Raw genomic sequence first — 13,009 nt, forward strand, 5'->3', positions numbered from 1 at the left:
CGTGGGCGCGCCCAACCCAGAGGAATATCGCCTTGTCACACGATACGATCCCAATCGGAAGCATGGTTCCTTTGACCGGGACATCGGCAGAAGATGGTCACGAATTCCGCAACGGGTTGATCATGGCGATTGATGAGGTTAACGCGCGCGGCGGCGTCAACGGGCGCAGATTGGCCCCGATTTTCGTGGATACGGGCGATCAAAGCGCTGAAAAGGTTGTTCGCGCAGCGCGCATCTTGATCGCCGAGCACGGCGTTCATGCGATCATCAATGGCTATAATATCGGCTCGCAGAATTCGGAATATGAGGTGATCGCTGACGCCGGTATCATCTATATTCACCACAATACGCTTTTGCAGCATCATGACACTGTGGCCAGCGATCCACAGCGCTATTTTGGCTGTTTCATGGGCGATCCGGCGGAATACTGGTACGGTCAGGGGTTTATAAAATTCCTGTCATGCCTGCGCGACACCAAGCAATGGAAGCCACGCAATCGCCGCATTGCCATCCTGTCAGGGCCAAAACCCTACAGCATCGTCATCGCCAATGCGATGGCATCGGTTTCGGCGCAGTTCGGATGGGAGGCAGCACCCCCGCGCGTGTCGCGCAGCATTGTCGGAAACTGGCGCGCGATACTGGACGACATCCGCAAAGAGGACCCAGCCGTCTTGGCCTTTACCCATTTTCACGCAACGGACATCGCAAAATTCCATTTGCAATTCATGGAAAACCCTTTGCCCGCATTGCTTTACCTTCAATATGGAGCGTTGCACCGCAAATTTTCGGAGATTGTCGGTGAAAAGGGGCGTGGTGCGATTGTAGGCACGGTCATCGGGTTGCCACGGGATGAACTGGGCTGTCGGTTTGCCGAGAAATACATCGAAAGGTTCGGGCCACTTTCCACCCCCGAGGTCGGATGCCAGCCCTATACATCGCTGCACCACTATGCCATTGCGGCCGCGATCGCTGGCGGCACTGGCGGGCCGGGGCAAGACACGCAAAACCGGCGCATTGCGTCCGCTCTGTTGAATTTACCCTACCGCAGCGTCGCGGGGATGATCCGCTATCATCATAAATGGCAGGCTGCCGTGCCTTACCCCAACGCCACGAACGACCCTTCACTAGGGTTGCCCCATCTTTTCTACCAATTGCGCACTCCAGGCGAGCGGGCAAATCTGGTGGCCCCTGAGCCTTTTTCAGACTCGGCCTTCGAATTGCCGCCTTGGCTGTAAAATGGCTCGCTTCGGTCGGCGGTGCCGAGTGCATTGAAGCGATTGATAAGTACGATGCGGATGTGGACTTCGCGGTTTGGCGGTCGGGGATCTCGTGCGGCGTTGAGCTCACCGAAGGACTTGATGCAGCGCGTCTTGGCCTCGATACGGCTTGGGGCGTGGAGTCCGGTCCACCGTTTCCAGAGTGTCCTGCCATGGTGACGCTTAGTGCGCAGGGTTCCGTTGCGCGCTCGGGCGGCCGGACAATTCTCTTTCCAAGATCGGCCATTCTTGCGGATCGGAATAGATCGAGACCGCATCGCCTGCGAGGATAGCGTTGTGGCATCGGCGTGTGTCTTAGGCACCGTCCGCGGTCACACTGCCAACTTCTTCGTTGTCGGGAATCTTGTCCAGAAGGCCCGGCAGGATAGGGCTGTCACCGTCCCGTCTGGGAGCAAACTCGACGGCGCGGATGTCGGAGGTGGCCATATCCATGGCCAGATGGACCTTTTGCCATTGGCGCCGTCCCTTAACACTATGCTTGCGGGCTTGCCTTTCCCCCTCGCCAAGGAATTTGATGCCGGTGCTATCCACCAGCAGGTTGAGTTGCCCGTCGGTACGGCGATACGGTATCCGCATTTGGAGGGTCTTCTGCCTTCGCACAAGGTCGAATAGTCCGGCGCGGGCCAGTCTAGCCCCGCCAGCTGCAACAGGCTGGCGACCATCCCCGATGCTTGCCTGACGGCAGTTTCGAAAGTACCATGATCGACCGACAGAACTGGATCGCCACAATCGAGAACACTGGCGGGCGCCCTGGACGCCGCTCATGCGGCGCGTGCCAGGCCATCTTCTTGTCAAGCCAGAACAACAGCGACCCGCGCTTGCAAAGCGCTGCGCTATATCTGGACCAGTTTGTTGTGCGATAGCGGGCGGGTTCGGGCTTGCTCATGCCATCCGTCTAACCGCATGAATTCGCGAAATGAATCCTCGACGGCCAGAGTCTTACAGCAATGCCATTTCTCAATGCGGAAGCGGTATAAAAGCGCTTCCTGAACCTCTTTCCAACCCATCATGACCAGAGCCTATAACCCTTCTGATTCAATTAAATCAGTCAGTTAGCCCCTAGACTGATCGAAGAGTGATTCACCACCATCTACCCAAGTCGTCCCTTAACCCGGATAATTCACGAGAAGGCGGCGGAGGTATCGTAACCATCTGAAATGCTGTATGTTTTGGGTGCTACCGCCAAACATGCAGCTTTTGAGAGGACGACCCCCGCCATGGTCCAATCTACGTGCTCCACGCCCCGCCTGTCACCCCTCAATGGCAAGCCGATCCTGCTTGGATTTGACGGCGCAGACATGAGCTCCGACGCAGGGCTGACGCTGCTGCGCGAGATCGAGCGCAAGGCGGGTCTGGCGCAGCGGCTTGCAGATTGCCTGTGCGATCCGCGCGATCCGGCAAAAGTTCAGCATAGCCTGTGCGACATCATCCGTTTCCGGATCATGATGATCGCAGCTGGGTATGAAGACGGCAATGACGCGAACGCCTTGCGGCACGATCCCAGCTTCAGGATTGCACTGGAGCGCGGCCCGGAAACCGGGGCGGCATTATGTTCGCAGCCGACGATTCCACGCATGGAAAACCTGCCCGATACTCGCGCGCTGATCCACATGGGTCGCGAGATGGTCCGGTTCTACTGTGAGTCCTTTGCGCGCGCTCCAGGCCGGATCGTGCTCGATATAGATGATACCTTTGATGCGGTGCATGGCCACCAGCACCTGCGCCTGTTCAATGCGTTCTACGACGAGTTCGGCTTCCAGCCGATCGTCGTGTTCGACGGTGAAGGCCGGCTCGTGGGGATACTGTTGCGCCCGGCCCGCCGGCCCAAGGGAGCCGAGAGCGCGGCCCATATCCGCTGGTTGATCCGGCAGATTGCCAGGCATTGGCCCGAGACGGAAATCCTGCTGCGGGCGGACGGCCATTACTGCACCCCGGAGGTTCTGGACCTGTGTGACAGGCTCGGGCTGAGCTATGTCTTCGGTCTGTCAAAGAACGGCCGTCTGGCGCAAAACATCTCGGCTATGGAGGCATCGACGGCAGCGCGCTACACACGCACCCTTGGTCAGAAACTGCGCCGGTTCAAGACCTTTTCCTACGCGGCCCGGTCGTGGTCGAAACCGCGCCGCGTGATAGCCCGCGTCGAGGTTGGCCCAATGGGGCGCGATACCCGCTACATCGTCACCAATCTCGAGGGCGGCCGCGGCAAGCAGTAACCGCGCCATTGGCCTTGCAGTTACCCATAAGTTGTGTGGCAAATTGATTCACCCACTAGAGTTGGCCTTGCTCAAATTGACTCAACCATGATTCGTCATGTGGCACCGAATGATTGAGGTGGAAACATGGAGCAGAGTTGGGTGGAAACAGAGACCGCTGAGTGCGATCTTGGGGATGCGCGGCTAAACCGGCGTCTCGGGAGAATGCTCGAGGCTCTCGGAGAACATCCCGGGAAATCGCTGCCGACAGCGTTTCAGGATTGGTCGAACACCAAGGCTGCTTACCGCTTCTTTTCGAACGCAAATGTCAGTGAAGACAAAATCCTCGAAGGCCATTTCGCCGCCTCTGATTTGCGCACACGCGCGACCGATGGTCCAATTTTGATCCTGCAGGACATAACGGAATTCTCTTTCAAGCGCGCTGAGCCGGAGAAAGTCGGGTTTACCGGAACATCATGCGGCCGCAAGATGAAGGACGGGCGTCATCAGAGCCACGCCATCTGCGGCATACGGATGCATGTGAGCCTTGCCGTCACGCCGGAAGGCCTTCCACTCGGAATAACTGCGGCAAAATTCTGGTCGCGTGACAAATTCAAAGGCACGAGGGCCCTTAAGCGCAAAATCAATCCAACTCGCGTCCCCATTGAGCAGAAGGAAAGTATGCGCTGGCTGGACAACATACGCCTTTCAACCGAGTTGATCGGTGCGCCAGAACGCTGCGTTCATATAGGCGATCGCGAGAGCGATATCTACGAGCTCTACTGCCTGGCGGAAGATTTGGGGACCAGCTTCCTCGTCCGAAGCTGCGTTGATCGCTTGGCCGAAGACGGGGATACGACCGTCTCAAAGGTGGTGGCTACGATCCAAGCCAGTGGTACGCATGAAATTCGGTTCCGCGATGCGCAGGGCAAGACGCAGCAGGCCGTGCTTTCGATCAGGCGCGCTACGATGACAGTTCGCCCGCCGATCGGGAAGCAGAAGAAATACCGGCATCAACAGCTCCAGATCATCCATGCTGAAGAGCTCAACCCGCCAGAAGGCCGGGCGCCCGTGTTCTGGAAACTGATCACGAACCTGCCGGTTGCGACCCATGCGGACGCCATTCACAAGCTCGAGTGATATGCGCTGAGATGGAAGATCGAGACCTTCTTCCGGACCCTGAAAACCGGGTGCCGGATCGAAGGGCTGCGCTTGGCAACGGCTGGTGACTGGCAAACTGCATTGCACTGTGCTGCGTCGTGGCCTGGCGCGTGTCCTGGCTGACGATGCTCAGGCGCGAGACACCAAACATCACCCGCTGCCGTCTTCACCAAAGCCGAGCGCACCCTGCTCGAGCGCCTGACGACAGAAAACAAACAGAAGGTTACGCGCGATCTCGATTTCTATGTCAGGATTGTTGCGCGGCTTGGGGGCTATCTTGATCGCACATCGGATGCGCCACCAGGCACGACAGTCATATGGCGCGGCCTCTCCCGCCTCGCCGACCTTGTCGAAGGCGCTCGTATCGCAGAAAGACAGGAAACTTATGGGTAACTGCAAGATCAACGGGGCGCTTACGGCAAGCATCTTTACGAGAAGCTTTATTCCGCACGCGGTCAGGCGGAAAACCACATCAAGGCATGGAAGACCCATCTCCCATCAGACCGAACATCATGCTCGAAGGCGAACGCCAACCAGATGCGTCTGATGCTGCACAGTTGCGCCTACTGGCTCTGGTGGAAATTGCGCGCCGCCTGTCCAAGGAGATCCCCATGGCGCCGCGCCCAATTCGACACCCTGCGGCTGCATCTCGTCAAGCTGGCTGCAACCATCGTCGAGAAGAAGACCCGGATCAGCATCACACTGCCGACATCATGTCCGCGACAGGGTCTCCTCCATCTTCTCTTCGACGCGCTCGCCCCACCGAAAGCAGCCTGACGCGAGCGGCCCGACAACCCCGAAACATCAATCCATATTCAAAAACAACCACGTCAACGACCGGCCAGCAAACCGGACGCAAACATCGGATGCGCGCGACAGACCCGAGATCCGTGAAACCGGCCCCAGGAACACATGAAGGCAGCTTCATGAATTATCCGGGTTAAGTGCTGCCGGAAGAAAAGTATTTGACTGGTGAGTCACCATTCATGTAACCTCAATGAAAGCGAACATTACTTATTGATCTGGGAATCTATGAACGAACATCCGGCGGACTTTCTTAAGCGCAATATCGAAGCTGGGGACATGCGTACCCTGCTAATGGTTCTCGTGCAGATGACGGGTGATCTTTCCTGGCTTGACCCGCCTTACCGGCCAAAGCGGGATATTCGTTTGTTACCTGCGCGAGATGCGGGTCTACCGAAAGAAGTGCAACGTGCGATTCAAAATGCTCTGCTGAACTTCATTGGGTCCGGAAAAGAGCTGAAGTTACCTGATCCCGACGAAGAAACCTTACATAAAATGATGTCGGTATGCTTGGGGGAGGATGTACCTTTCGAATACGCGTCCTTGGTTCGCGAAGAGCTTGGCTTTGAGAAAAGGCAAGTCGAATGGAGCAATTCTGAACATAGATCCGCAAATGATAGTTCAGTGCTAATAGTTGGAGGCGGGGTAAGCGGAATCAGTCTGGCCGTTGCACTGAAAAATTTGGGCATCTCATTTACGATCGTCGAAGCCCAGGACGATGTCGGCGGTGTCTGGAATATGAATCGGTATCCTGGCTGTGGTGTGGACACTCCGAACTACGCATATGCCTATTCGTTCGAAAAGAACTTTTGGTCGAAGTATTTCTCATCGCGCGAGGAGATTCTGGAATATCTTCAGCGTGTGGCGACGAAGTATGATCTACGCAAGTCTATCCAGTTTTCGACTAGTCTGACTGGGGCTGTGTGGGACCCACGGCGAAAGGAATGGATTGCTACGCTGGAAAATGACGGCGAGACTACGACCGCACGAACGCGGTTTCTTGTCAGCTCGATTGGACAACTCAGCGATCCGTCGATCCCGAAGATAAAAGGGCATTCAGATTTTTCTGGCCCCATTTTCCATTCGGCACACTGGCCTGAAGATCTGTCGGTTGATGGTAAACATGTTGCCATAATCGGTACCGGCGCAACGGCCATGCAGCTTGTTCCTGCGATTTCCGACCGTGTCGAAAAAGTAAGCGTCTATCAACGGACACCGCAGTGGTCCCGTCCAATCGAAGGATATCTTGACGAAATCCGCGAGGAGGAGAAATGGCTGCTCAAGACGCTACCGTTTTATGCGGAGTGGTTCCGGTTCAACATGTTCTGGCGGTATGGCGATGGGCTCCTACAAACGCTTCGCCGGGATCCCGAATGGGTACATCCTGAAAGGTCGATCAATCGTACAAACGACCGGCATCGCGAGGAACTGATAAACTTTATAAACTCCGAAATCGGGGATCTTCCGGAGTTGGTGGAGAAATGTATTCCAACATATCCACCGTTCGGAAAACGTATACTGCTTGACAATAACTGGTATAAAACGCTGCGAAAACCCAATGTAGAACTTGTCGATACGCGGATAGAACACATCGGAAAGGATTATGTAAAATCCATTGACGGCGTGTGTCGGGCTGCCGACATCATAGTTTACTGCACAGGTTTCAAGATTAATGAGATGGCTTCCCGTCTGGGCATCCACGGCCGTGATGGCCTGTCGCTTGCCGATGCTTGGGCAGACGAGAACCCAACCGCTTATCTAGGCATGACTGTTGAGTGCTTCCCAAACTTCTTTACAATGATCGGGCCGAACTCGGGACCAGCACACGGGGGAAGTGTAGTATTTCAGGCTGAATGCCAGACCCGATACATAACCTCGCTGATAGTGCAGATGGTAGAAAAAGGTTTTAACGCCTTTGAAGTTAAGTCCGATGTACTTCGTCAATTTGTCGAAGAGGTAGATGCCGAGCACGAAAAGTTAATTTGGACGCATCCGGGCGTAGATACCTACTACAAGAACCGCCACGGTCGGGTGACTTCCGTAATCCCATGGCGTTTTGTGGATTACTGGAAGATGACGCATGATGCGCAATTGTCTGACTACGAATTCGAACAGGAGGGAAATCGATCACAGACCAATGATAATTCCTCTGTTGCGTGATGCTACTTTGCCTTGGAGGAGGCGCGGAAGTTGTATCAAGTAGCTTCGAAACGAAATAAACCATATGGGAGGATCACAATGAAACGCCGTAATTTTCTGAAATCTGCCGTGGGCGGAGCAACAGCAATGGGCATCGCAGCCCCTGCCATCGCGCAAACTTCAAAAGTTGGCTGGGACATGCCAACATCTTGGCCATCCGGACTCATGCTCCATGACTCTGCCACAATTTTTGCTGAACGCGTCACGGATCTGACCGACGGCCAGTTCCAGATTAGGGCCGAACATGTTACCCACTGCCAGAATCTTGATCGTATCACCATCGCGGAGCTTCAAAGTGGCGATGAAGACGTCGAGTTCCGCGCTCTGCCCGACGATATCCTCAATGCGCTTAAAGCTTCTGCGGAAAAGCATCTGAAAATTTTCAGCGATGAAAGTGAAGATTTCGCTCGCATTTACGACAACTATAATAAGTTCTCTACCGAGATAAGGGCGCTTCAGAACATGACCGTTTATCCGCTTGAGCGTCAACGCAATAGCTGAAAGCGGCGGTGAAGATGCTCGCCTAGATGTTGTCTGACGAAGCTATTTCTCAAACAGCATCTAGGCTGCAATAATCGGAATATAGTCCGGAATTGGTGGGTGAACGTGTCGTATTTATTGACGATCAGCTACTGGATTGATGCACTTAACGTCAGGATAGCAAGAGTTGTTGTCTGGTGTACGCTGGTAATGATTTTGCTGTCGTTCCTGAATGCCCTTCTCAGGCGCGTTGGTCGCACCATTGGCGAAAATCTCACGTGGGGAACGGCGACAGACCTTCAGTGGGTTCTGTTCGGTTTTATGTTTATGATGGCTGGCGGCTATACGATACTCACCAACTCGAATGTGCGGGTCGATATTTTCTACAGCAGCTTTTCGCCACGCAAGAAGAGTTGCATAGAAGCTGCAGCTGCAATTTTTTGCATAATCCCGTTTTCGGCACTGGTGATATGGATGTCTTGGCCAATGGTCTTCAACTCAATCTTCATATGGGAGCGGTCGACCGTTCCGGGGGGCATAAGCCCGTGGCTGGTCAAACTGATTATCCCGTTAGGCTTTTTCCTGATCCTAATCCAAGGCGTTTCGGTTGCCATCAAGCATATCGCTTTCCTGACCGACAAGGCACCCGATCCTAATGTACCTTTTGAACACTGACCATCCCTCTCCCATGACTTGAGATTTAGGAATTTAGCATGGCTTTATTGATGTTTCTGCTGCTGCTAGTGTTTCTTTTCACTGGAATTCCGGTCGTCTTCGTCTTGTTCGGTGTAACGCTTATTTCAATCGTCTTCGGCGTACTCACTGGCGAGTTTAATCCGCTGCTTTTGCAGGCTTTGCCGCAACGTATCTACGGAACCATGCAGAATTTCACTCTGCTGGCTATTCCATTTTTCATCTTCATGGGGCTGGTTCTTGAACGCTCCAAGATCGCGGAACAGCTTCTCAAGACCACGGGCTTGCTTTTTGGACGGTTGAACGGCGGCGTTGCCATTTCTGTCGTTGTGATCGGTGCGCTGCTGGCGACTAGCACGGGAGTGATCGGGGCCTCGGTGATCGCTATGGGGCTCATCTCCATGCCGATCATGCTTCAATACAAGTACAGCCCGCAACTGGCTTGCGGCGTGATAGTGGCCGCCGGCTCCCTAGGACAGATCCTACCCCCGAGCATCGTTCTGATCGTACTGGGCGATCAAATGGGGGTGTCGGTTGTCGACCTTTTCGTAGCCGCGATCATTCCCGGAATGATGTTGGTGCTGGGCTACATCGTTTTTATCGCAGTTCTCGCCATCGCGCGGCCTGCAACCATGCCGGCAATTCCGCTTGAAGAACGCCAGAAAACATCAGGGCGCGCATTGGCCAAAGAGGTGACCGTGGCAGTTGTGCCGCCGCTCGCCCTTATCTTGACCGTTCTGGGAAGCATCATCACGGGGTTTGCCACGCCAACCGAGGCGGGAGCGATCGGCGCGATCGGGGCCATTCTGTTGTGCTGGCTGAGGGGGCAGTTGGGAATAAAACTTTTGCGCCAGGCGCTGGATGCCACGGCGCGCTACACGTCGATGGTGCTTCTTATTCTCATCGGCGCAACGGCCTTTGCGCTAGTGTTCCGGGCAATGGGGGGAGACTATGTTCTTCAGGATATGCTGACAGGCTTGCCTGGCGGGAAGAATGGCTTTGTGCTGATGTCGCTTCTTACGATCTTTATACTCGGGTTCTTTATCGACTTTTTTGAGATCGTCTTTATCTCCATTCCAGTTATTCTGCCCGTTGCGGTTGCATTCGACGTTGATCTTCTTTGGTATGGTATTCTTTTTGCGCTTGTCATCCAGACGTCTTTCTTGACCCCACCTTTTGGCTTTGCCCTCTTCTACCTCCGCGGTGTGGCGCCACCGTCAGTGTCAACGTTGCATATTTACCAAGGGGCAGTGCCTTTTATTTTGGTTCAGCTTTTGGTCGTGGCCGGAGTCTATTTCTTTCCAGAGATCGCAAGGTGGCTGCCATCTCTAAGGTAGGCACACCGCTCGTTCGGCGCGAAGGAGAGTAGAGTCCCTAGTACTTGACTGTCCCGAAGTTGTAGTCTTGTCACTTGCAAGGGGTTACAGTTTCATATGGTGTAGGGCAATTTCACCCTCGCAAAAAACTGCTTATCACACACCACAGATTGACCTGACAGTGTATCACCAAACTTGAAAAATAATCTTAGGAGTTGCCTGTTGCGGAAAAATGACTTGGATTCTTCAGTCGGCGCCATCTCAAAAACGGGAAAACGCCGAAAGAGTTCGCGAGACGAGAAAAGTCAGGCTTTGCGTAAAGCCCTGTTCGATGCGGCTGTGAAAGTTGTTGGCACGTTTGGCTATGCAAAGTCAAAAATTTCGGCTGTGGCCGACGAGGCAAATGTCGCTCAAGGGACTTTCTACAACTATTTCGAGTCTCGTGAGGCGCTGTTTGACGAATTACTTCCGGCGCTCGGGGAAGAGCTGTTGAATTACATCAGCGCGCAGACAGCAGACGCGGAAAACTTCGCTGACAGGGAAATAAAGAGCTTTCGCGCCTTTTTCAGTTTCCTGAAAATCCGCCCCGAGTTCTACCGCATCCTGTACGAGGCTGAAGTTTTCGCGCCAGAGGCCTATCAACGCCATATGGACCGAGTAGCAAACGGGTATGTACGAACCCTAAAAAGGGCTGCGGCGCATGGTGAACTGCGCGAGGCGGACACCGAGTCGCTTGAGGCGCTGTCATATATTCTCATGGGGGCGCGGCATTACCTATGCATGCGCTATGCCCGGGCGGAAAACGAAATGCTGGACCTGCCGGATTGGGTGCTGAACGTCTATGTGGATCGTGTAGTCAATGGCATCTACATCAGGCCAAGGGCTGACGGCGAAAAGCCCGCTTCCTGAGCCCCGAGATGGGTGAGGAAAGCAGTTGAAACGCGGTCGGGGTATATCCATGCATAATTGTATGCTTCGGAAAGTTTATCATTTTATATTAATCAGTTATGGATAGAATATCAACAATATGAATCGTGACTCGAAGTTCATTTTTCTTGACTGACATTGAGGGCTCGCTTACAATTCAAGATGTAGTCAGCCGCAGACCTCGCATGGGCACTCAGGCTTTCAATGGTTTCCAAGGGGAACACGGGCGGAAGCCTTGGATCTACCCGCGATTGAAAACAACCTTTCAATTGCCACGTGTTAGAAGAAAACCACACTAAGAGTCAGAAATATGGATTGGACGACAGTGACTATCGGCAGAACACTTCGGATCGCGGCGGGCAATTCTCCGAACAAGACCGCTGTTGTCGATCCTTACGAACGCATCAGCTTTGCAGAACTGGACCGGCGGGTGGACAAGTTGGCCACAAGCCTGAAGCGGCTTGGAACGAACCGCGGCGATCACGTGGCCCTTTGGATGACCAACTGTACGACTTGGATCGTCACGTGGTACGCTTGCGCACGTATCGGTGCGGTCTTGGTTCCCATCAACACGCGATACAAGACCGAAGAAGCGCGCTATATTCTGAAACAGTCTGAATCCTCTGTTTTGGTCATGATGGACCGTTTCTGGGGCATCGACTACACGGATATGGTCGAGCAAATGATGCCGAGAATCAAGGATATGGATCCTCGGCGCCTATCCTCTGAAGAGTTGCCCGATCTTTCCGCCGTAATTCGTTGGGGGAGCGAAGAAAAAGACGGTTTTTTATCTCTTGACGGGCTTATGAACGAGGCTGGGGACGTGCTCTCCATAGACCATGCTGTCGATACGGATGATCCCACGATCGTGGTCTATACATCAGGCACTACGGGCGCCCCGAAAGGTGCAGTTCACAGTCACATTGTTCTGAGGAATTCCAATAACATTGCAAACGCCCTTCACATTGAGAATGACGACATCGTGCTCGGTCATATGCCATTTTATCACGTCGCCGGAGCTTTTGCCGCAGCTTTGACCGCATTGTCGCGGGAATGTACGTTGGTCGCCGTACCACATTGGAAACCCAAAGAGGTACTTGAACTGATAGACAAAGAGGCCGTGACCATCATGGCAGGAATTCCAACCCACTACATAGATTTGGTAGAGGCGGTCAAACAAGGCGGGCCACGCCCAAGCACGCTCAAGACTGGCTGGATCGGCGGCGCGGCCGTGACGCCTGACGTTGCCGCCACAGCGATTAACGAACTCAACATGCAAACGCTGCAAGTAGTCTACGGGATGACTGAAACGACATCGTCTACGACTCTCAGTCGTTTTGAAGACCATATAGATATAGTCTGTGACAATCGCGGCGTCCCCATAGGGGATTTTGAAGTCGCCGTTTTTTCGGAGGACGATGTAAAACTGCCCGTGGGCCAAGTTGGCGAGGTGCGCGTGCGGGGGCATTTGGTTATGCAGGGATATTACAAAAACCCCGAAGCAACGGCGAAGGTCATTACCCCCGACGGCTGGTTTAAGACCGGGGATCTGGGCGTGCTCGACGAGGTTGGGTATCTCAAGATCACCGGACGCAAGGCCGAAATGTTCATCGTGGGCGGGTCCAACACTTATCCCGCTGAGATCGAGAAAATGCTTCAGGCACATGATGCTATTAAGCAGGCTGTCGTTGTGGGCGTGCCGGACCGCAGGCTTGGTGAAGTCGGATATGCATTTATTCAGCGAGAGGCCGGAATGACACTGACCGAGCCTGAGTTGCTGGAATATTGCCGCAGCGCGATGGCGGACTACAAAGTCCCGCGCTTTTTCGAATTCGTGGATGAATTTTCCAAGACCACGACAGGAAAGCTGCAGCGCAGCGAATTGGTGGCGCGCGCCGTGTCCATGTCTCAACAAAACGCAGCGGACGGTCCGGCGTAAGTCGCTGCGGATAATTCGGAA

General features: G+C 54.1%; 10 protein-coding genes and 3 pseudogenes. 11 read left to right on the top strand and 2 right to left on the bottom strand.

Annotated elements, in window-relative coordinates; translation table 11 throughout:
- The first annotated feature begins 32 nt into the window (after positions 1-32).
- Positions 33-1,235, top strand: a complete 1,203-nt coding sequence (locus tag ROS217_RS21485; RefSeq protein WP_198134951.1) for an ABC transporter substrate-binding protein — start codon at positions 33-35, stop codon at positions 1,233-1,235.
- A 336-nt stretch (positions 1,236-1,571) separates the two neighbouring features.
- On the opposite strand, the gene ROS217_RS25050 is transcribed toward ROS217_RS21485, so the two are convergent.
- A complete protein-coding gene (locus ROS217_RS25050; RefSeq protein WP_009819946.1) occupies positions 1,572-1,853 on the bottom strand; it encodes an IS5/IS1182 family transposase in 282 nt (93 codons plus the stop codon).
- Positions 1,836-2,163, bottom strand: a pseudogene (locus ROS217_RS25055) (transposase); the annotation flags it as partial. The gene ROS217_RS25050 and the pseudogene ROS217_RS25055, both read right to left, overlap by 18 nt.
- Positions 2,164-2,494: 331 nt before the next feature.
- Here ROS217_RS25055 and ROS217_RS21495 point away from each other — a divergent pair.
- From ROS217_RS21495 to ROS217_RS21540, 10 genes and pseudogenes are all read left to right on the top strand, one after another.
- Positions 2,495-3,484, top strand: a pseudogene (locus tag ROS217_RS21495) (IS1380-like element ISRssp8 family transposase); the annotation flags it as partial.
- 132 nt (positions 3,485-3,616) lie between these two features.
- Positions 3,617-4,609, top strand: coding sequence for an IS4 family transposase (locus ROS217_RS21500; protein WP_083781612.1), 993 nt, complete (start codon positions 3,617-3,619; stop codon positions 4,607-4,609).
- A gap of 273 nt (positions 4,610-4,882) precedes the next feature.
- A complete protein-coding gene (locus ROS217_RS25060) occupies positions 4,883-5,023 on the top strand; it encodes an IS4 family transposase (protein WP_368072262.1) in 141 nt (46 codons plus the stop codon).
- Positions 5,024-5,038: 15 nt separating this feature from the next.
- Positions 5,039-5,407, top strand: a pseudogene (locus ROS217_RS23785) (transposase); the annotation flags it as partial.
- Positions 5,408-5,662: 255 nt separating this feature from the next.
- Positions 5,663-7,594, top strand: coding sequence for a flavin-containing monooxygenase (locus ROS217_RS21515; RefSeq protein ID WP_009819952.1), 1,932 nt, complete (start codon positions 5,663-5,665; stop codon positions 7,592-7,594).
- A 78-nt stretch (positions 7,595-7,672) separates the two neighbouring features.
- The gene (locus ROS217_RS21520) at positions 7,673-8,134 is read left to right on the top strand and encodes a hypothetical protein (RefSeq protein ID WP_157046748.1); all 462 of its coding nucleotides are present in this window, start codon (positions 7,673-7,675) and stop codon (positions 8,132-8,134) included.
- Between the two features lie 105 nt (positions 8,135-8,239).
- Positions 8,240-8,788 (top strand): TRAP transporter small permease subunit, encoded by a 549-nt coding sequence (locus tag ROS217_RS21525; protein ID WP_040652175.1) that lies wholly within the window; start codon positions 8,240-8,242, stop codon positions 8,786-8,788.
- Positions 8,789-8,826: 38 nt separating this feature from the next.
- The gene (locus ROS217_RS21530) at positions 8,827-10,143 is read left to right on the top strand and encodes a TRAP transporter large permease (RefSeq protein ID WP_009819955.1); all 1,317 of its coding nucleotides are present in this window, start codon (positions 8,827-8,829) and stop codon (positions 10,141-10,143) included.
- 201 nt (positions 10,144-10,344) lie between these two features.
- A complete protein-coding gene (locus ROS217_RS21535; protein WP_050766489.1) occupies positions 10,345-11,031 on the top strand; it encodes a TetR/AcrR family transcriptional regulator in 687 nt (228 codons plus the stop codon).
- 328 nt (positions 11,032-11,359) lie between these two features.
- Positions 11,360-12,988 (top strand): AMP-binding protein, encoded by a 1,629-nt coding sequence (locus tag ROS217_RS21540; protein ID WP_009819957.1) that lies wholly within the window; start codon positions 11,360-11,362, stop codon positions 12,986-12,988.
- The last annotated feature ends 21 nt before the right edge of the window (positions 12,989-13,009 follow it).

The sequence above is a fragment of the Roseovarius sp. 217 genome, assembly GCF_000152845.1.
Taxonomy (GTDB): Bacteria; Pseudomonadota; Alphaproteobacteria; order Rhodobacterales; family Rhodobacteraceae; genus Roseovarius.